We start from the raw sequence: 20,175 nt of genomic DNA, 5'->3' as shown, positions 1-20,175 counted from the left end.
TTGCAAGTACTAATTTTGATTTTTTGACTTTTTAGATATTATTTGACTTATTAGACTGTTTAATGATGAGATTACATGTTTCTATAATAGATATTTGTTTATTCATACTTAAAGTGCGGATCCGATTATACGCTTCCACTTCAGATATAGAATATAGTTCCATTAATATACCAGTTCCCTTTTGAATGATTTTACGATCTTCTAATGACTGTTCTAGCTCAGCCATCTTTTCTCGCAACTGAGCATCACTTTTATAGCGACCTAAAGCCATCTCTAAGGTAGGAACTAACTGTTCCTCCCGTACTGGTTTAATTAAATAGCCATATACACCAGAATCTCGAGCCTTATCGATTAAATCTTGCTGGCTATAACTTGTTAATAATACTACAGGTGCTTCATGGTGAAAGCCAATTTGACGTGCAGCCTCAATACCATCTAATTCTGGCATCTTAACATCCATCAATATAATATCTGGCTTATGTTTTTTACAAAGTGCTAAAGCTTCAACACCATTTGTACCTTCTGCAACGACTTCATGACCACAAGACTCAATAATATCTCGTAAATCCATACGTATTAGGGATTCATCATCCACGATTAAAACGCGCATTTATGCCTCCTTTTTCATATATATCGTCACCAATACACCTGTTCCAGTATTTTCTATGGATAAACTTCCTTTTAATTCATGAGTAACTAAATTATTAATAATTGTTAAACCTAACCGTTTATTAGAAGAAACAGAGAAATCACTAGGCAATCCTTTTCCGTTATCTGTAAAAGCCAATTTAATTGTACTACCTGCATCAGTAACTGCTAGATGAACATTTCCACGATTCCCGTCTAACCCATGTTCTAAGCTATTCGTAATCAATTCATTAATTATAAGAGATACATAACTCGCCATATGAGAAGAAATTAGCATATCTTCGCCACTGTAAGTAAAAGTAACCTCTTGATCTTGTCGCACCATACTCATACGCAACAAACGACATAATTCATCGTAAATTGATCGGATACCAATATAATCCTCATCGTAATGAGACACTATATCGTGAACTAGAGCCATGCTCTCGATACGATTAATCCCCTCTTGGAGTGCTTGCTTTACATCTGGCAAGCTAGAGCGTCTCGCCTCCATACGCAATAACCCTGCTACAGTTTGTAAGTTATTTTTTACACGATGATGAACCTCTTTGATAATGGAATTTTTAACCAATAATTCTTGTTGCTGTTTACTTTCACGAGTACAATCATGAAGAACTAAAAAGCACCTCGTTTCATTGCGCCCCATAGCAATAGGAATCATGTGCTGACGAATTACCATATCTTGATAGATTTCTTCATTTGTACGTATACTTCTATCTAATAATACCTGCTGTATAGCGGACATCTTTAAGGTACTGCTAAAAATTGATGAACCTACCAAGCGACGATCAAAGCCTAATACATCTACTAACTTCATAGCTGCATCGTTAGCATACAGTATTTTATAAGTGTCGTCGAAAATAATTAAACCATCAAAATAGGACATAGGTTCGTAAGACACTATTTGTTCATCAATAGCCGTCAGCATAAGACGTTGCATCGTATCAGACAAAAGGTATTCTTGCTCATATTGTTCTGCCTTAATAGATGGTGATAATGTAAAAGATATACCCCCAATAATACGACCTCCGTTGTCTACGATAGGAAAGACATGTTGACGCTGTTTGTCATCTAACCCGATAAGTGGTTGACCATCTTTCATCATAGCATGCCACGTATGACTGCCTTTTAATTGACGTGTAGTAATCCCTTGATCACTGCGTTCTATACATAGCATATCTGCACATTGTTGTGATCTCTCACCTTGTCCTGTCTCTAGTAGGGGTGTAAAAATCTGTATCCTTTGACGAGTTAAAGACTCGCCAAAGGATATGAGTTTACTAATATGCTCAAGTAATGAGGTTTGTAATGGTCCTAATGGTGTTCTATTTAAAATATCTTGACCAATATCCACGATTAATCCTCTTTCCAAGATACGTATCCAATTTCAACACTAGGCTTTGCATTCAATGTTAAATCGCCAAATTTTCCAGCCTGCGCCATATAATAAGCTCGACATCCAATCATGGCAGCATTGTCAGTAGACAATATTTTATGTGGTTTGTAATAAGTAAAGCCTTCTTCTACACACATAGCTTCTAAAGCCTTTTGTAATCCTTTATTAGCTGATACACCGCCAGCAATAGTAATACGACTTTCACCTAAAGTATGTGCGGCATCTTTCGTCTTTTCTACTAACACATCTACGATGGCCTTTTGAAACGATGCAGCCACATCAGCTTGATTGATAGGCTCATTCTTTTGTTGCTTACTATTTAAATAGTTTAAAACTGCGGATTTCAAACCACTAAAGCTAAATTCAAAATTACCTGGTTCACTTAAAGCCTTTGGAAATTCAATAGCCTCTGGATTCCCTTCAACGGCAAGGGCATCGATATGAGGGCCCCCTGGATAAGGGAATCCCATAACCCGTGCAATCTTATCAAAAGCTTCGCCAGCTGCGTCATCTCGTGTTTGACCAAGAACATCAAATTCTTCATATCCTTTTACATGTACTAACATGGTATGACCACCAGATACAACGAGACTTAAAAACGGAGGCTCCAGTTCTGGATTAGCTAAAAAGTTAGCAAAAATATGACCTTCCATATGGTGCACTGGCACCAAGGGAATCCCTGTAGCAAAGGATAACCCTTTTGCAGCAGCTACACCAACTAATAAAGCCCCTACAAGACCTGGCCCATACGTAACACCAATATGATTGATATCTTGTAGAGTCACATTCGCATCACGTAATGCTTGGTCTATAACAGGTATAACTTGTTCTATATGATGACGTGATGCAATTTCAGGTACAACGCCACCAAATTTTCTATGTATTGGTACTTGGCTTGAAATAACATTAGACAAAACGGTGCGCCCGTCCTTAAGGACAGAAGCAGAGGTTTCATCACAGCTACTTTCCAAGGCTAATGTGTATATACTCATTCTATTTCCTCTGAAACGAGAGACATAATATAAGCATCTTCCGTAGGCTCTGAATAATAATCTTTACGAATTCCTTTTACAGAAAATCCTAAATTTCTATACATAGCCAATGCTGCTAAATTAGATATGCGCACCTCTAAGAAAATTTCTTTCATACCTCTCGTAAGACATTCATCTATTAATTGCTTGGTAAGTTTTGATCCATATCCCTTACCTCGTGCGGAAGGAATAATAGCGATATTCGTGATTTGACCTTCATCGTATACAAGCCAAGCACCTGCATATCCAACAATTTTGTTCTCCTCACAAATTACCATATATAATTTATTTGATGCCCCTTCTAACTCAACGAGAACAGATTCTAAACTCCAAGGAACAGAAAAAGACTGTTGTTCAATAGCATAGATAGCTTGAGCATCATCTATTGTAGCCAAACGAATCTCCATTATTCGACTCCCGCTGCCTCAGTAACTATAACTGTAGGATTTTGGTTCAACATTTCAGGATTATCCTTATGGCGTTCTTCCCATAACACTTCTGCTTCTGAGCGTCGAATATAATAAGGAACCATATCCATAGGGTCAGAACTCTCTTCAGAGACTACGAATCTACGGCCAGCCAGTAATAGAGAACTAGCTTTTGGAATACGTTGCGATATATCTAAAATCGTTAAATTTGTATCACTTTCATCTAATAGCTTTTCTATTCGCTTAACGCCATCCCCAAGGAACACTACATGTTCTTCAGATACTCTGAGTTGATCTAATAAATCATTAGCAGCAATGACAAAAGGTTCCTCTTTACAAACCAATTCATTATCATCATATTTGTAGATACCTGCATAAACATGTTTTTTCTGAGCATCGATAATAGTACAAATCGTGCGGTCCGTATAAGCCACATTACGAGCTAAACTATCCATGGTCATTACACCATATAAAGGAATTTGTAAGGCATAAGCCATAGCTTTTGCTGTCCCCATACCAATCCGTAGCCCTGTAAAAGAACCGGGTCCAATGCTAACCATAATCCCTTTTAATTCACTTTTTTCAACTTGACAGGTCCGTAATAACATATCAATATGAGGTACCAACTGCTCAGAATGAGTCAATCCAGCTTGAATGGTCAATTCCCCAATTAGGCAACTTTCATCCATTAAAGCCACACTCGACACAAGTGAGCTCGTCTCAATTCCCAACCACATATGGGCCTCCTATTTCTACTAAATCATCCGCTGTAAGGTAATCACTAACTAATGTAATGGATCGGCTTGTATCATCAATGCGCGTTAAATAAATCCATAGTGTTTCATCAGGAAATTCATGAGGGAATTTATCAGCCCATTCTACAATGGATACGCAATCTTCTGTATACTCATAAAAGCCAATATTTTCCAGTTCACTAATATCTTCCAAGCGATATACGTCAAAATGATATAAATGAGTTCGATTCACATCATAGGTATTCATGATGGCAAAGGTAGGACTTGTAATTTCTTCAGTAACCCCAAAGCCTTTTGCAATTCCTTGCGACAAATGTGTTTTTCCTGTCCCCAAGTCACCAACTAGTGCTATACAAAGAGGATTTCCATTCTGTTTAACCCATGCACCTAATAATTTACCAAATTGTTGTGTATCTTCTACTGTATAAGTCTTTAAATGAACCTGTACCTTATCCTTCATGAAAATGATTATATCCTTTCGCTTCTACAGTCTTAATCGTTTTATCAGGTGTTACCATTTGAACCCGTGGTGGGCCAGATAAAACTTCTCCAATCAACGTAATGCCTGATAGCTTTTCCAATTCCGAAAGTAGTGATTTTGGCGCCGTAAAGACTAACTGAAAGTCTTCTCCACCATACAAAGCATAATCTATTGGATTAGTTTGTAAATGCTTAGCTAATTCGTAAGTCTCCTCGTGTAGAGGGATTACTTGTTCTTCAAATACAATGGAAACATTACTAGCTACAGCGATTTCATTCAATTCACTTCCTAGTCCATCGCTAATATCATTCATACTATGGATACCAAGTCGTCGCAATTTTTGCCCCAATTCAATCTGTGGTTCGGGACGTTGATGCCCCACTTTGGTCATATCATATCCTACTAAATTATATGACAATGCTCCTAAACCTGTAGCTGCATAACCTACATAGTTTGTAACACCTACAACATCTCCTACTTTCGCACCACTTCGCATAACCGCAGTGCCTTTAGGAACCTCTCCGATAATTGTTACAGTCCAAACCATGGGCCCTTCTGTACGTACCGTATCTCCACCCAATATATTGAGTTGATATCGCATACATTGATCTTTAATTCCCCTATAAATTTCATCAAGAATGACTGTATCAACATGGTCTGGTGCGGCTACGGATAATACAATTTGTCTAGGAATGCCACCCATAGCCGCAATATCACTTAAATTAGCCGTCATAAGGCGATACCCTACATCATAGGGCATCATATAGTGAAAGCTAAAATGAACACCTTCCACCATTGTGTCAGTGCTTATCAATTGCTCTGTATTTTGTTCTGCTTTATAAATAGCACAATCATCACCAATACCATACACTACAGTATTAGGATTATATATTGTGTTATCTTGAATTTGGCGAATGAAATTAAATTCCCCTACATCTTTTAATTGCATCTGATCACCTAGTTTCCGTTTATTACTTATTGTATTGTAACATATATAAAAGACAACAAAAATAGCAGATAGTTGATATAACAACTATCTGCTATAAATGTCTTTAAAAGAATTATTTTTTAATTAGATTCGTCATTCTCTTAACAGGTTCTTTAGTATCAAAGGAACCTACAGTTGGCACCTTTTTACCATTATTGACAAATAGAACACCATTAATATTATCAAAGGATGTCAATGTATTTACAATAGCAGCCATTTGTAATTTAACAGTTAAGTCTCCGCCATTACCCTTTACGAATGCATCATTTACTTCAACAGAAGCAATACCATCTTTTACAGTAACAGATGTAATTTCAATATCCTTAGAGAAGACTGGATATTTTTGTGCTCTATCGGCATTTAACATTGCTAAAAGAGCTGCTTTAGGCGTAACTTTATTCGCCTCTATCTCAACGGTAGTTTGTTTTACCCCAGAACCATCCTCTGTAGGAACAAAGAAGGCCATCTTAACCTTTTCTTGAGATACTTTACTTGTTTCTGCATCCTTATTGACTTTCGTCTCTTGCGTAGGTTCACTTTTACCTGTTGTAGGAGCTTGTTCATGTGTACAACCCACTACAAATGCCAGCATACCTACACAGAGAATCGATAGAACTTGTTTACGTAATTTCATCGATTAACCTCCAAAGTAATTAGCAATACCATTTGCAATGCGGTTAGCAAAGTCTTCTTGAGTTTGAGGAGATTGTAGAACACGTTCCTCATTAGGGTTAGAAATAAAACCAAGCTCTACAAGAATTGCAGGCATATTAGAATGTCTCAACACGTATAAGTTACCTTCTTGAATGCCACGATCACCATTGAAACCAGGTGTGTCAGCAATTTGAGATTGTACCTTTTGTGCTAATCGAGCATCGTTACCGGTTTTGCTATAGTAATATGTTGCAATACCACCAACGCTAGGATTATTAAATGCGTTGATATGAACGCTTACAAGAGCATCAGAATTACTACGGTTAGCCACGTTAACACGAGCCCCCAATTCATCAACACCGCTTGCATTAGGGCCATATACATCTACATCAGTAGTACGAGTCATAAGCACTTTAGCACCACGATTTTCTAGAGATTTTTTCAAATACATAGAAATCGGTAGTGTAATGTTTTTCTCTTGTACACCGTGAGGTCCAATAGCACCAGAATCACTACCACCATGTCCTGGGTCAATAGTAATTGTTTTGCCAGATAAACCGCCACTAGTAGAGTATTTACCAGATCCTGTAGGTACATTTTTTGCTGGATGTGCAGATTGAGATGGCTTTTTACCATAGTAAGCAGGCTTAGCTATAGCACCTTTTTTCTGAACATCAACAACGATACGATACGGTTTCTTATTAACCGTATCTTTTTTCAAGGAAAAAACCTTTACATCACTAGTATCAATAGATGAAGGTGTCTTGATTGTTACTTTAACGTCTCTGCCATCTTGTGAAAGTTTAGCAGAGTTAGCAATAGCTGAGTCCATAGAAATGTTCTCTTTAGCCGTCTTTAGCTTTGTATTCTTTAAAGTAACAGTCGTAGTTTTCCCATCTTTGCTAATTGATGCAGATGCCTTTATAGGTGCCGATAAGTCCATAACAATACGAACATATGGTACAGGTGCATCTGTTCTAGTCACCCATCGAGCATCTTCCAAATTAGCTGCCTTTGCTTGAGTCAATAATAAAGGTATCGCCATCAAGACTGCAAGGCACATTAAAAATAGTTTACGCAATACATTCACTCCAATCTAACTGACATACATAGTGTCCAAACCATAGAGATGAGTCGATGATATTTTTATCTATCAAAATCTCATCGTTCCAATCTATCCATAAACTAATGTTAGATTATAAATAGATTATTTCATACAAACATGAAGATTAGTATGCCGATTACACATATTACTATATAAAGACCTTATACAGAATACACAAGAAACAGTTTCATAAAAATAATTTTTTGTATAAGTAATCAAAACTAACGTTCAGTTGTAATTTGCCATTCATTCCCATCCGTACTAATATGAATACGTCCCATCGTATCTGTACGGTAAATAGCAATATTATTTTCCTGTAAGCGACGTAATGTCACATCGTGAGGATGACCATACTTATTATACATGCCATTTGAAATTAATGCACTTTCAGGCTTAATAGATTTCAAAAAATCTTCAGAGCTACTTGTACGAGAACCGTGATGACCTACCTTAAGAATACGAGCAAACAATCTGGAATTCTGCTCTTTTATAAGTTTTTTCTCTTCTTGCCATTCAGCATCACCCGTGAAGAGCATAGAGAATTTACCGAAGATTAATTTACCTACAATAGAATTATTATTAAGATCTGTCTCTCCTTTTTTATCAGTTAAAGGTTCAACCCAAGGAGCATATACTACAAAGACAGCACCATGTCCAAAATCAACTACATCTCCACTTCTCAAAGTAATTCGTTGAATTTTATTTTTCTCAATCCACTTTTCATAAGTTTTGTACATATTATTATCAACGGCAATACCATCATCATATACATGTTCAATAGGCATAGCCTTTGCAATAGCATAGAAACCACCCATATGATCAGCATGAGGATGCGTGATAATAATATTTTTTAACTTTGTTACACCCATAGTTTTAAGTTGAGCTACAATATTTTCACGATGCTCTATGTCACCAGTATCGATCATGCTATACTCATCACCTACCTTAAGTAATATAGCATCCCCCTGACCAATATCTAGCATATATACATCTAGCTTACCTTCAGGGGTAGTCGTTTTAGTATCGATCGAGTAAGTTCCATTAGCGTTAGTAGTTAATTGATTTGCTGCGTTTGCTACATCATTATTTGTGCATCCTGCAATGGCGAAGATAGGAATACATAGTACTAACAAGAAAGCTATAAAGCGTTGTATTCTATTTGTCATTCATAATCTCCCAATAATTCACTAACCACGAAGCCTAAAGAAGCACTGACATCACTCGGAGTATAACCCCAACTCTTTGTTTCATTCAGAATATCTGCACTACGACTATGTACATATACACCGAGAATAGCACTATCTTGTAGTGAATAACCCTGACTTATAAAACCAGCAATTACACCGGTCAGCACATCTCCCATACCACCAGTACCCATGCCCGCATTACCGATAGTATTTACATACACTGTTCCATCAGGTAATGCCACAATTGAAGGAATCCCTTTTAGTACAAGAATAACTTGATGAGCCTTAGCAAATGCTCTAGCCAACGTGATATAATGACGCTCAATCCATTTAATAGGTAAATCAATAAGTCTACTAAATTCACCTAAATGCGGTGTCATGACACAATATGGAAGTTCTCTTTCCACTGTATATGCAGACTCAATATCACCATCTCGCAAAGCATCTTTATTAACACAACCAACATGTCCCAATGCATACAAAGCATCAGCATCTAGTACTAATGCTCCTTCGTAAGCTTCTAAGATATGATCCACTAAATCACAGATTTCACGAGTGCGACCTAAACCAGGTCCCATAGCAACAACTTGACGACAATCAAAAAGTTCTTTATTAGTCTCTGTGGAAGTAACCATCACCTCAGGTATGACACGGCTTTGTACAATCTGTTTAATTATTTTGGGTACAGCTAATGTTACTTTACCAGCACCACTATGAACTGCCGCTTCAGCAGCCAAAATAGGGGCTCCTATCATATCATTTGAACCACCAATAATTAAAGTGTTTCCATTGACACCTTTATGCGCCATTGGGGTACGATAGTTGATAATTTTTTCGGCTAAATCAGAATCAATGGTTATAGTTCTAACACGTTCACCCAGTACCTGCTGCCAAGGAGCACCCAATGGAGCAACCACAGCGGTTCCTCCAACAGCCTTTCCGGGATATAATAACAAACCTTGTTTGATAGCTCCAAAAGTAACAGTATAATCATAGGTCAGTGTGCCTTCTGCTACATGACCAGTAGTAGCATCCAAACCTGCAGGTACATCAATAGCCCACAAATCAAAATTATACTGACTACGCATAGTATCAATATCATTCAATATATCGATGGTCACCTCTCTTAACCTTCCAGTAAAGCCCGTTCCCATGATGCCTTCCACAGCGATGGCTACGTTGGACCAATCATTGAATTCATCATACATATCGATGCTACAGCCCATAGCTTTGCAGCGCTCAATTTGCACTGCAAAAAGATCACTATACTTGTTTATATCTCCTACTAGTACAATTTGTGCTGGTACGCCTTGCTCCATAAAATGGCGAGCCGCTACAAGGCCATCTGCCCCATTATTACCCGTACCACATATAAATAAAACAAAACTATTTATGGAACGGCCATTATTCAAGGAAAATAAATCGTACTCTCCCCATAAGGCATCTACGATACCACGTCCAGCATTTTCCATGAGGATTTCTAAAGAAATTCCTAATTGCTTAGGAACCTCTCGATCTATAAATCGAGCATCTTCTGTAGTTAAAATATTCATCTTATACTCCTTCAAGTATAACTGTACTCATTGCATAATCCTTGCAATGACTAATCGATACATGAATATCAGTATAACCTGATGTTTCGTAAATATCTTTGAAAGTATCTTGTAAACGAATTAAGGGTGCGCCCCATTCATCATGATAAATCTCTATATCTTGCCATGATCCATGCCTCATCCCTGTACCTAAAGCTTTAATAAAAGCCTCTTTTGCAGCATATATACCGGCAAAGGATTCGTAGCATCCTTTATTCCGACTTTTACAATATTCAATCTCATGAATCGTATAAACGCGCGCTTTAAATGAACTTGATTTCTCTATAGCTTGACGTATACGGTCAATCTCTATAATATCATTCCCTAATTTCATAATAGCTCCTAAAATACTCTAATACTATTATTATACACTCATAAAGGGGATTAAAACATAGGTAGTATCTAGACATTTACCGAAAATGGTAGGCTAGACAAACTATATATTTCAACTTTACCTTTGCGATTGACCGCCATATACATTTGACCATTTCGACAATCCATGTCTTCTACTTCCATTCCAGAAGCATAAGGGCTAATATTTTTAACAACTCCCTCTTCATCGACGTATACAAAGGTTGTCAACGTCGTAAATAAAGTATTTCCATTAGTTGCGTAAGCACCGTTATTATTTAAGTTTGTATGATTAGCATCAATTTTATAAGAACGAATACGATTAAAATTGGAGTCGTAATAATTAATTGTCCGTTCAGAGTTTGTTAAAGGCACAATTGATACATATTCATTGCGTACTTTATCATATGCAAAATTAAAAACTTTCTCTTTTAGTTTAATCGGTGCTTCAACAATCATGCTATCCGCTTCAATAGGAGTAAGGTTATATCCATTTACAACAGCATTTGTTGTATAGTAACGATTATTGACAGAATTATAAGTTAAGGTATTCATATGACCTAATAAACTTTTATAACTATACTCATATTTTGCAACAACAGTAAAAGTTTTTGGATTAATTTCATAAATAATTTGCTTCGTATTATCTGAATTAATACAAGCTAAAGCAAAAACGTCTTTTTTGGAATTATAACAAAATCCTTGGCACTGATTTACAGATCCATCTAATGGTATTTCTGCCAAGCGAGATAATGGCAATGGCATCTGTACAGCGCTAACCTGTTGAGTAAGTTTAGGAATATCAAAGATATTTGTAATATAATCAATTACACCTTGATCCATACTGTCACCTCATGAAATTAATAATGTATATTATAGTATATAAATTCATAAATATAAAAATAGGCGGTAAGACAAAAGTCTTACCGCCTAATGTTGGTGCCGGAGGTGGGACTTGAACCCACACGGTGTTACCCGCTTGATTTTGAGTCAAGTGCGTCTGCCATTCCGCCACTCCGGCGTATCGGAACATTTGTTATTATACAGACATCCCTAAGCAATGTCAACATATTTTTTATATTTCATCTAAAATATTTTGAACCCTTTTCATATCCGTATCACATTGTTGTTTCCATGTAAGTGCGACACCTGTAATATAGCCTTTACGGGCAAATTCTACATCTGTAGGAACACTTTCAGCACCATAGTCTAGCTCGCCAGCTAACCAATAATAATCCTGTCCTCTTGAATTAATGCGAGCTTCAATAATATTACTGTAGGTTTGTAAGCCTTGGCTCACCATTTTAAAATGGTCCCAATCACATGTACCACGTAATGGGAAGTTCACATTTAGTAAACCGCTAAACTGGCCCGCCACATAAATTTTCTCAATCAATTCATGTATAAATGGATGCATCTCGTCTCCCCGTTCAACAGAATATCTCTCAACAGATAATGCTAAACCGGGAATACCGTAAAACCCACTTTCCATAGCTGCCGAAACAGTGCCGGAATACAATACATCAGAGCCTAAATTAAATCCATGATTAATTCCAGAAATTACAAGATCTGGCATATCATCAGTCAATAAATAACTGAGACCGAACTTCATGCAATCGGACGGCGTTCCCGTTAGAGCATAAAGGCGAGGATTTTCATCCTCGCCTTTGCAAGCATCTAATTTCAATGGAACCTCGGTTGTCAATGCATGGGATTTAGCACTTTGCTCATTAGCAGGTGCTACAACGGTAATTCTATAATATTGACTTAAATACGATGCAAGATGACGTAAACCATCTGCTAAAATGCCATCGTCATTACACATTAAAATATGCATAGTCACTCCTACAGATTCTATTTTTCATTCTTATTCATATTGCCCATACGTGTTAATTTAACATCATCTAAGCCCACAGCTCTCGTATGGACTGTATGAGACCATACCTTATTATGACGGCGGAACCACCCTAAAATATTTACTGGAATCCAAGAGTAAACAAATAATGGATATAGTAAATAGTAGAACCAAATCTTTGGTGGTACCTTGATTTTCAACAATACAATTAATGGGAATAGATATTGACCAACACCTATAATTGTCCATACAGACATAGGCATAATTTGATACAAAATATTTGTATAAATTGGAGTATACGCATTGATGTAGGATAACACCAAGTATACGGTTGTCAACAATAAGAAATAAGGTTGACTCACTTGGAATATACCATCCAAAATCATAATATTCCCTGTTTTGATACCAATAGCAAATAATTTAGGAATATATCGACCCGCACAGTCAAATTGCCCCTGAGCCCATCGTAAACGCTGTCTGCAAGAAGCCATCATAGTCGTAACCTTTTCATCATATACGATAGCATCATGCCCCCAACAAGTACGGATACCATGAGTCAATAGTTTCATGGAAAATTCCATATCTTCGGTTAAGCTATTGCAATCCCAACCGTATTCGCGAATAATAGATGTACGAATACACATGCCTGTACCACCTAAGGCCGTAGATAATCCAAGACGATATTTTGCTAAATGCCACATATGGTTAACCATCCAAAAGGCTATGGAGAACGTACCGGCTACCCAAGAGTCAGTTGGATTTTTAGAGTTCAAGTAACCTTGAATTACAGACTCACCTTTTTCAAGATGATCATTCATTTCTAACATAAATTGAGGGTGTACTAAATTATCGGCATCAAAAATCAGGAATGCATCATATTTCCGATCCATTTGTTCTACCCGATCAAACATCCACCCCATGGCATAACCTTTACCTATTTCTTGTTTATTTTCACGTACATGTACATTAGCGCCAGCAGCACTTGCTACTTCCGCAGTCTTATCTGTACAGTTATCGGCAACTACAAAAATATCGTATAGATCATCAGGATAATCTAGGCCACGTAAGTTTTTAACTAACTCACCAACAACAGCTTCCTCATTATGAGCGCATACAACGATGGCAAAGGAATTTTTAGGGGTATAATTTTTATGTACTCGCGATCGCCACATACCTACGACAGCGAGTATAAAATAATAAACCGTATAAATTACGATTATTACCTGCATAGGAATCAGTAATAGATCCAGTAGGTAATTCATACTATTCTCCTCCACACATCTATTTACGCACTATATTTAAAGCCCCGTTAATAAGCCCAAACATTACATAGCCAGCAAAAATCATAACGGCCCATGTATGCCAATCATACACGAGACAAGCTATAACAAATATGGCTGTGAGTACAATAGAAAGTTTATTGATATAAATCTCACTTTTACCTTTAAAATCGGGATATTTAACTTCACTAACCATAAGGAGACCTATACCAATCATACAAACTACCAACACAAATTGAGGTACCGATACGCCACACAATACGTAAGTCGCCGCTAAACATCCAGCGGCTGGAATTGGTAAACCTTCAAAATAGCCATGAACTTCGTCAGTTTTAATATTAAATCGCGCTAAACGAAATGCACCAAGCACTGCAAAAGCTAATAGTGGCACATATGCAATCCATCCTAAACCATTTAATTCTTTCATATAAAGCATATAGGCAGGCGCTACACCAAATCCCACTACATCAGACAGAGAATCAAGTTCCCGGCCCATTGGTCCTGCAACGTTTAAAGCTCTTGCTACACGACCATCTAACCCATCTGCTACTAGAGACAATAATATACATATAGCTGCGCAGAAGGTATTATTTGTAGCAGACAACGTAATACCAAGAACACCAAATGCTAAATTTGCACTAGTAAATAAATTTGGAATAATAGATTTATTCATGTCGTAACCTCCCGATAACAGTATCACCGCCTGTAATATGTTGACCTTTTTCCACGAACAACTCTACATCCTTATCCATATAGAGCTCAGTACAGGAACCGAACTTAATCATCCCGTACAACTGACCGCGTTCAAGTACACTATCTAGGTCTGTCCAAGATACGATACGTCTTGCTAAAAGGCCCGCAATTTGCGTTACTAATACGGAAGTACGATCATTTTCAATACAAATAGTATGACGTTCATTTTCAAAACCTACATCATCTTTGAATGCTGGTAGGAAACTACCCATCGTATAGTGACGGTACGTAATTTTACCATCAATAGGCGCACGATTAGCATGCACGTCAAAAACAGATAAGAAAATAGTTACTTTTTTACACTCTTTATGTAAGTAAATATCTTCGTATACATCAGAAATATCCATGATTTTACCGTCCGCTGGGGATAAAATCAAATCTGGATCTTGAGGGATTACACGTTTAGGATTTCTAAAGAAATTGACGAAAAATAATGCCAGAATAAATGAAATAATCGCAATTACATAATGTCCTAAATATCCTAACACCACAGTGATAATGAGCATAGCTCCTATCAGAGGAAACCCTTCCTTAATTATTGGTCCTGTAGGCACGATTCAACACTCCTCTATTTATTTCTAATAACGGTCCACATAAACTTTGGAATAGCCAACATACGGCCAATCCGTTGAGGTTCTAAATATAATCGATACAACCATTCAAGTCGATTTCGTTGCATCCATTCTGGGGCCCGAGGAATATTACCTGCCAAGACATCAAAGGAACCACCAATTCCAATGGCAACTACGCCATCGAGGTGACTCAACTTTTCTGCAATCCATTGTTCTTGCTTTGGCACACCTAAGGCAACAAATACCAATTTTGCCTTAGATTCAGCTATAGATTTAATGATTTCTTGTTCCTCTGCACTATCAAAGAATCCGTCATGAATTCCTGCTATATTTAATGCACCTACCTGAGCAGATACATTACCAATCGCTCGTTGAGCAACACCAGGTGCCGCCCCCAAGCAGTATACAGGAATTTGATGAGTCGCCGCAACTTTAAACAATTCCATAGTTACGTCTACACCTGTTACGCGTTCAGGCACATGTTCTCCTTGACGCTCTGCAGCCCACAAAATGCCAGCCCCATCGGGAACAACGAGACTAGCATTATTCAATATGGAGTGCAATGTAGGATTTTCATTAGCCAACATAACCATTTCTGCATTAGCCGTTGCTACTAAATGTAGCCCCGGCTGTTCAGTTAATTGTAAAATACGTTGGACTGCCTCATCCATTGTGACACAATCGATAGGCACAGATAAAACAGAAATACGTTTATTCAATGTAATACTCCATTATCAACCACTATAATTTGGTGCTTCAACGGTAATGCTTACATCATGCGGATGACTTTCTTTCAAACCAGCCGCTGTAATTTGAATGAATTGAGTGTTTTCAATCATTTCTTGGATGTTATGACATCCACAATACCCCATACTTGCACGCAAACCACCAACCATTTGGAAAATTGTATCGGCCAGCATACCTTTATATGGTACACGACCTTCTATACCTTCAGGAACTAATTTCTTAGCTTCTGTTTGGAAATATCGATCTTTACTACCGAGTTTCATAGCCCCTAGACTACCCATGCCTCGATATACTTTATAAGAACGGCCTTGATAAATCACTGTTTCTCCAGGGCTTTCATCAGTACCCGCTAAAATATTACCCATCATAACTACATTAGCACCAGCCGCAATAGCTTTAGCAATATCTCCAGAATATTTAATCCCCCCATCAGCAATGATAGGAACTCCATAGCGACGCCCCACTTGAGCAGACTCATAGACTGCTGTGATTTGAGGTACCCCAATGCCAGCAATGACACGAGTTGTACAAATAGAACCAGGTCCTATACCAACCTTAACTGCATCAGCTCCGGCTTCGATAAGAGCCTCAGTGCCTGCTGCAGTTGCCACATTACCTGCAATTACAGGAATGTGAGGATACGCTTGTTTAATGTCCTTCAACGTACGAAGAACACCTGCAGAATGCCCATGGGCAGTATCAACAATAATTACGTCAGCTTTAGCAGATACAAGCGCATCAAGTCTATCATACAAATCTTGAGAAACACCTACTGCAGCACCAACTAATAATCGGCCACTACCATCCTTTGCTGCATTTGGATATTTAGTCGCTTTTTCAATATCTTTAATCGTAATTAAGCCTTTTAAGTTACCGTCGCCATCTACAAGAGGTAATTTTTCAATACGATGTTCGCTTAAGATAGCTTTCGCCGCTTCAAGAGATGTACCTTCCGGTGCAGTAACTAGGGAATCTTTTGTCATACATTCCCCAATTTGTCGGCTTAAATCAGTTTCAAAACGCATATCGCGATTTGTTATGATCCCTACTAGTTTACCATGTTCTGTGATAGGTACACCAGAAATTTTATATTTTTCCATAAGTTCTGCTGCATCGGATAGTAAATTTTGAGGGCTTAAGAAAATAGGATCAACGATAACACCGTGTTCAGAGCGTTTTACCTTGTCAACTTCATGAGCTTGCTCTTCAATAGACATATTTTTGTGGATAACGCCAAGACCTCCTTCACGAGCCATAGCAATCGCCATCCGTGATTCAGTAACCGTATCCATCCCAGAACTAATCATAGGAATATTTAATGTAATGTCACGAGTTAATTGAGTTTTTAACTCTACTTGATTAGGCAGTATATCAGAAGCTGCTGGTATTAATAATACATCATCAAAAGTTAGTCCACGCATACCGAATTTATCGTCTCTCATATTTCTTTCCTTTCCGTATAATAAAACAAAACTACGACCCGCCTAGTCCCTATGGACTAGGCGGTCAGTCGTAGCCTTAGCGTTCAGACCGCAAAATGCCGCCTTCCATATAATCGTCTTTTTTCATATCTACGAAGATAACTTTTACTGCATCAGCAGGAACATTTACGATATCAACCGCAGCTTTTGTAATTGCTTCACCTAATTGTTTCTTTTGTTCTTTTGTACGCCCTTCGACGAGCTCTACATGAATAATTGGCATATTAACCTCCATAGATGAAAAAATGAAATAAATTGTTTGTTCTATTATACGGTATGAAGGACATATAAACAAGGAAAAAAGCCAGATAAAATCTAATATTATCGATGCTTATATACTTATTAATCCTACCTCTTAATTATACAATATTCTTAGAAATTTTTCACCAAATCTTTTTTCTAATTCTTCTTTCATGATAGATTCTAATTTTTCTATTCCGAATTGATTTGCAAAATCTAGTACATCTTTACGAGCCTCTACTAAAATTTCAATATCTTTGATAATATTAGCAACACGCAAATCAGGTAGTCCTGATTGAGCTAATCCAAACAATTGACCTGAACCGCGAAGCAATAAATCTTGCTCTGCAAGCTCAAATCCATCCTGGATTTGTTCCATCAACTTTAAACGCTCTTGACTTACATCATTTTTAGAATCACTAACAAGAATACAATAGGACTGATGAGCGCCACGACCTACACGGCCCCGCAGCTGATGTAGCTGAGACAGACCAAATCGTTCTGCCCCTTCAACGCACATAATGGTCGCATTTGGCACATTAACCCCCACTTCGATAACTGTTGTAGAAACAAGTAATAAAATTTCACCCCTATGGAAGGCATTCATCACTTCATCTTTTTCACTCGGTTTCATACGACCGTGAACGAGGCCCACTTCATAGGCCTTATAAAAGTACTCTTTTAATTCTAGATACAATTCCTCAGCGGCTTGCAAGTCTAATTTTTCGGATTCTTCTACAAGAGGGCACACCACATAGACCTGACGCCCTTCCGCCATTTCCTTACCAAAGAAAGTGCGTAATCTCTCTTTATAAGAACTATCTACAGCATATGTTTTAACAGGTTTTCGCCCTGGTGGCATTTCTTTAATTAAAGATACTGCTAAATCTCCATATACGGATAATGTCATGGTACGAGGGATTGGTGTAGCCGTCATGATAAGTACATGAGGATATGTTCCCTTCTGTTGCAATCTCGCCCGTTGATCTACACCAAAGCGATGTTGCTCATCAATGATAACAAGGCCTAAATTATGGAAATTAACCCCCTCTTGGATAAGAGCATGCGTTCCAATGATCATTTGGATTCTGCCATCTGCTAAGCCCTCATAGATGCATTCTTTCTCTTTTTTCGTAGAGGAGCCAGTTAATAGTTCTATAGTAATACCTAAATTAGCACATACAGTTCGTATCCCTTCGTAATGTTGAGCCGCTAGAATCTCCGTAGGGGCCATCAATGCCCCCTGATACCCATTTTCAATGGCTTTTAATAAACTCAAGGTAGCCACAATAGTTTTACCAGAGCCTACATCTCCTTGCAACAAACGTTGCATAGGTCGTTCATCTTCCATATCAATACGAATATCCTCTAACGCTCGTTGTTGATCACCTGTTAAGGAAAACGGTAAATTCTCTATACACTGAGCCATTAGTTCCCCATTTGGTCCCATTTTAGGCCCTCTATGGCATTGTTCTTTATTTCGCAACAAAGCTAGGCCAGCTTGCATGACGAACAACTCTTCATAGGCCAATTGATAACGAGCCTTTTCATAGAGCTCTGAGGAGTCTGGGAAATGCATCATCTTAAAAGCATCATAGCGACTCATATAATGATGATCTTCACGAACCTCCACAGGTAAAATCTCTGGTAATTCATGGTTAGCTGCGAACCAATTGCGTACAGTTGAACGAACCACAAACTGAGATACCCCATCAGCAAGCGCATAAATAGGAACAATACCTCGATCTGGTTCACCACCATCTCCTAAATTTTCCATTTGCGGTGTATTCATTTGCATGGAACCATATTGAAACTCAGCCTTACCATATGCATATATACACTGTCCTTTTTTGTAAAAGTTCTTTTTATACCCTTGATTGAACAAAACAATCTTCAAAGGTCCTGTGCCATCTGCAATGACTACCTCTAAAATAGACAATCGAGGGCGAGGTCGTTTCTCTTGTACAGCAATAACAGTACCTACCACACCACCTGTCATACCTGATTTTAAATCACCAATTCTATAAATCGTACGCCGGTCTTCATAGGTTCTGGGAAAGTAAGTCAATAAGGATGTAACATTGGTAATTCCCAATTTATGCAATTGTTTCTCACGACCAGGACCAATTCCCTTTATAGTCGTCAATCGTTCATCCATAAGAACTCCTTTAAATATACGATAAACACATGAGATATATCCAATTTTTGTATATCCTTGTGTAAAAGTCCATTTATATCTTAGAATATGATATATAGTATACCTTATATTGTAGTATATTTCATAAAAAGAGCAATATGTACGACAAAAATACTTGCTTTAAGCTATTCTTTATGATAATATACTTTTGTTATGTTATAGATTAAGCTTGGAGGTGGAAACTATGGCAAACCTTTGCGAAGTATGTGGTAAATCCACATCTAGCGGTATGAACGTGAGTCATTCTCACATTCGCACAAGAAAAACTTGGAAACCGAACATTCAAAGAGTACGGGCGGTTGTAGACGGTGCTACAAAAAAAGTAAACGTATGCACTCGCTGCCTTCGTTCTAATAAAGTTACACGCGCGTAAAATAAAAAGTACATGTACTCTTTGGGGTTCTAGAGCCCCAAAAAAAGCAGTTAGTTCAAAA

At 37.7% G+C, this 20,175-nt stretch carries 22 protein-coding genes and 1 tRNA gene; 1 reads left to right on the top strand and 22 read right to left on the bottom strand.

Annotated features, from left to right (window positions below; genetic code table 11):
- Positions 1–31 precede the first annotated feature (31 nt).
- From PK1910_RS02040 to recG, 22 genes are all read right to left on the bottom strand, one after another.
- Positions 32–610, bottom strand: coding sequence for an ANTAR domain-containing response regulator (locus PK1910_RS02040; RefSeq protein WP_004696048.1), 579 nt, complete (start codon positions 608–610; stop codon positions 32–34).
- A complete protein-coding gene (locus tag PK1910_RS02035) occupies positions 611–2,002 on the bottom strand; it encodes a sensor histidine kinase (protein WP_004696050.1) in 1,392 nt (463 codons plus the stop codon). It abuts the gene before it with no gap.
- 2 nt (positions 2,003–2,004) lie between these two features.
- Entirely contained in the window at positions 2,005–3,036 is a 1,032-nt protein-coding gene (gene tsaD / locus PK1910_RS02030) for a tRNA (adenosine(37)-N6)-threonylcarbamoyltransferase complex transferase subunit TsaD (RefSeq protein ID WP_004696053.1), read from the bottom strand.
- Entirely contained in the window at positions 3,033–3,482 is a 450-nt protein-coding gene (rimI, locus tag PK1910_RS02025; protein ID WP_004696055.1) for a ribosomal protein S18-alanine N-acetyltransferase, read from the bottom strand. The genes tsaD and rimI overlap by 4 nt, the downstream gene beginning before the upstream one ends.
- Positions 3,482–4,240, bottom strand: coding sequence for a tRNA (adenosine(37)-N6)-threonylcarbamoyltransferase complex dimerization subunit type 1 TsaB (gene tsaB / locus PK1910_RS02020; protein WP_287511141.1), 759 nt, complete (start codon positions 4,238–4,240; stop codon positions 3,482–3,484). The genes rimI and tsaB overlap by 1 nt, the downstream gene beginning before the upstream one ends.
- On the bottom strand, positions 4,224–4,718 hold the full coding sequence (gene tsaE, locus PK1910_RS02015) for a tRNA (adenosine(37)-N6)-threonylcarbamoyltransferase complex ATPase subunit type 1 TsaE (protein ID WP_024061858.1): 495 nt from the start codon (positions 4,716–4,718) through the stop codon (positions 4,224–4,226). Before tsaE ends, tsaB begins: the two co-directional genes overlap by 17 nt.
- Complete coding sequence (gene thiL / locus PK1910_RS02010) at positions 4,708–5,688, bottom strand: thiamine-phosphate kinase (RefSeq protein ID WP_024061859.1); 981 nt, start codon at positions 5,686–5,688, stop codon at positions 4,708–4,710. Before thiL ends, tsaE begins: the two co-directional genes overlap by 11 nt.
- Before the next feature lie 112 nt (positions 5,689–5,800).
- The gene (locus PK1910_RS02005; protein WP_004696063.1) at positions 5,801–6,361 is read right to left on the bottom strand and encodes a GerMN domain-containing protein; all 561 of its coding nucleotides are present in this window, start codon (positions 6,359–6,361) and stop codon (positions 5,801–5,803) included.
- Between the two features lie 3 nt (positions 6,362–6,364).
- Positions 6,365–7,462, bottom strand: a complete 1,098-nt coding sequence (locus PK1910_RS02000) for an N-acetylmuramoyl-L-alanine amidase family protein (protein WP_004696065.1) — start codon at positions 7,460–7,462, stop codon at positions 6,365–6,367.
- A gap of 245 nt (positions 7,463–7,707) precedes the next feature.
- A complete protein-coding gene (locus PK1910_RS01995; protein WP_004696066.1) occupies positions 7,708–8,652 on the bottom strand; it encodes a ComEC/Rec2 family competence protein in 945 nt (314 codons plus the stop codon).
- A complete protein-coding gene (locus tag PK1910_RS01990) occupies positions 8,649–10,226 on the bottom strand; it encodes an NAD(P)H-hydrate dehydratase (protein WP_287511139.1) in 1,578 nt (525 codons plus the stop codon). Before PK1910_RS01990 ends, PK1910_RS01995 begins: the two co-directional genes overlap by 4 nt.
- Position 10,227: 1 nt before the next feature.
- Positions 10,228–10,599 (bottom strand): holo-ACP synthase, encoded by a 372-nt coding sequence (gene acpS / locus PK1910_RS01985; RefSeq protein ID WP_287511137.1) that lies wholly within the window; start codon positions 10,597–10,599, stop codon positions 10,228–10,230.
- Positions 10,600–10,667: 68 nt separating this feature from the next.
- Complete coding sequence (locus PK1910_RS01980; protein ID WP_008601125.1) at positions 10,668–11,459, bottom strand: hypothetical protein; 792 nt, start codon at positions 11,457–11,459, stop codon at positions 10,668–10,670.
- 94 nt (positions 11,460–11,553) lie between these two features.
- A tRNA-Leu gene (locus PK1910_RS01975) sits at positions 11,554–11,637 on the bottom strand.
- Between the two features lie 54 nt (positions 11,638–11,691).
- Complete coding sequence (gene surE, locus PK1910_RS01970; RefSeq protein WP_287511135.1) at positions 11,692–12,453, bottom strand: 5'/3'-nucleotidase SurE; 762 nt, start codon at positions 12,451–12,453, stop codon at positions 11,692–11,694.
- Between the two features lie 17 nt (positions 12,454–12,470).
- A complete protein-coding gene (locus PK1910_RS01965; RefSeq protein WP_004697272.1) occupies positions 12,471–13,733 on the bottom strand; it encodes a glycosyltransferase family 2 protein in 1,263 nt (420 codons plus the stop codon).
- 19 nt (positions 13,734–13,752) lie between these two features.
- On the bottom strand, positions 13,753–14,424 hold the full coding sequence (gene pssA, locus PK1910_RS01960) for a CDP-diacylglycerol--serine O-phosphatidyltransferase (RefSeq protein WP_039964980.1): 672 nt from the start codon (positions 14,422–14,424) through the stop codon (positions 13,753–13,755).
- Entirely contained in the window at positions 14,417–15,058 is a 642-nt protein-coding gene (locus PK1910_RS01955) for a phosphatidylserine decarboxylase family protein (protein ID WP_004696080.1), read from the bottom strand. Before PK1910_RS01955 ends, pssA begins: the two co-directional genes overlap by 8 nt.
- 14 nt (positions 15,059–15,072) lie before the next feature.
- Positions 15,073–15,795 (bottom strand): WecB/TagA/CpsF family glycosyltransferase, encoded by a 723-nt coding sequence (locus PK1910_RS01950; RefSeq protein ID WP_008714075.1) that lies wholly within the window; start codon positions 15,793–15,795, stop codon positions 15,073–15,075.
- A gap of 15 nt (positions 15,796–15,810) precedes the next feature.
- Positions 15,811–17,265 (bottom strand): IMP dehydrogenase, encoded by a 1,455-nt coding sequence (gene guaB / locus PK1910_RS01945; RefSeq protein ID WP_004696085.1) that lies wholly within the window; start codon positions 17,263–17,265, stop codon positions 15,811–15,813.
- A gap of 76 nt (positions 17,266–17,341) precedes the next feature.
- Positions 17,342–17,527, bottom strand: a complete 186-nt coding sequence (locus tag PK1910_RS01940; protein WP_004696087.1) for a 4-oxalocrotonate tautomerase — start codon at positions 17,525–17,527, stop codon at positions 17,342–17,344.
- A 132-nt stretch (positions 17,528–17,659) separates the two neighbouring features.
- Positions 17,660–19,702 carry an ATP-dependent DNA helicase RecG gene (recG, locus tag PK1910_RS01935; protein ID WP_287511132.1) on the bottom strand — a complete coding sequence of 681 codons (2,043 nt, stop codon included), beginning with the start codon at positions 19,700–19,702 and terminating at the stop codon, positions 17,660–17,662.
- A gap of 223 nt (positions 19,703–19,925) precedes the next feature.
- Between recG and rpmB the strand changes: the two genes are divergently transcribed.
- Positions 19,926–20,114, top strand: a complete 189-nt coding sequence (rpmB, locus tag PK1910_RS01930; protein ID WP_008601135.1) for a 50S ribosomal protein L28 — start codon at positions 19,926–19,928, stop codon at positions 20,112–20,114.
- The last annotated feature ends 61 nt before the right edge of the window (positions 20,115–20,175 follow it).

The organism is Veillonella parvula (assembly GCF_036456085.1).
Taxonomy (GTDB): Bacteria; Bacillota; Negativicutes; order Veillonellales; family Veillonellaceae; genus Veillonella; species Veillonella parvula_E.
Note: the sequence above shows the minus strand (reverse complement) of the source record. Positions and strands in the feature narration are given on the sequence as shown.

Coding starts and splice junctions, on each gene's coding strand:
- PK1910_RS01980 (WP_008601125.1), bottom strand. CDS start 11,459: ATGGATCAAGGTGTAATTGATTATATTACAAATATCTTTGATATTCCT.
- recG (WP_287511132.1), bottom strand. CDS start 19,702: ATGGATGAACGATTGACGACTATAAAGGGAATTGGTCCTGGTCGTGAG.
- tsaD (WP_004696053.1), bottom strand. CDS start 3,036: ATGAGTATATACACATTAGCCTTGGAAAGTAGCTGTGATGAAACCTCT.
- acpS (WP_287511137.1), bottom strand. CDS start 10,599: ATGAAATTAGGGAATGATATTATAGAGATTGACCGTATACGTCAAGCT.
- PK1910_RS01940 (WP_004696087.1), bottom strand. CDS start 17,527: ATGCCAATTATTCATGTAGAGCTCGTCGAAGGGCGTACAAAAGAACAA.
- guaB (WP_004696085.1), bottom strand. CDS start 17,265: ATGAGAGACGATAAATTCGGTATGCGTGGACTAACTTTTGATGATGTA.
- PK1910_RS02040 (WP_004696048.1), bottom strand. CDS start 610: ATGCGCGTTTTAATCGTGGATGATGAATCCCTAATACGTATGGATTTA.
- tsaB (WP_287511141.1), bottom strand. CDS start 4,240: ATGTGGTTGGGAATTGAGACGAGCTCACTTGTGTCGAGTGTGGCTTTA.
- PK1910_RS01965 (WP_004697272.1), bottom strand. CDS start 13,733: ATGAATTACCTACTGGATCTATTACTGATTCCTATGCAGGTAATAATC.
- surE (WP_287511135.1), bottom strand. CDS start 12,453: ATGCATATTTTAATGTGTAATGACGATGGCATTTTAGCAGATGGTTTA.
- tsaE (WP_024061858.1), bottom strand. CDS start 4,718: ATGAAGGATAAGGTACAGGTTCATTTAAAGACTTATACAGTAGAAGAT.
- PK1910_RS01990 (WP_287511139.1), bottom strand. CDS start 10,226: ATGAATATTTTAACTACAGAAGATGCTCGATTTATAGATCGAGAGGTT.
- pssA (WP_039964980.1), bottom strand. CDS start 14,424: ATGAATAAATCTATTATTCCAAATTTATTTACTAGTGCAAATTTAGCA.
- PK1910_RS02005 (WP_004696063.1), bottom strand. CDS start 6,361: ATGAAATTACGTAAACAAGTTCTATCGATTCTCTGTGTAGGTATGCTG.
- PK1910_RS01995 (WP_004696066.1), bottom strand. CDS start 8,652: ATGACAAATAGAATACAACGCTTTATAGCTTTCTTGTTAGTACTATGT.
- thiL (WP_024061859.1), bottom strand. CDS start 5,688: ATGCAATTAAAAGATGTAGGGGAATTTAATTTCATTCGCCAAATTCAA.
- rimI (WP_004696055.1), bottom strand. CDS start 3,482: ATGGAGATTCGTTTGGCTACAATAGATGATGCTCAAGCTATCTATGCT.
- rpmB (WP_008601135.1), top strand. CDS start 19,926: ATGGCAAACCTTTGCGAAGTATGTGGTAAATCCACATCTAGCGGTATG.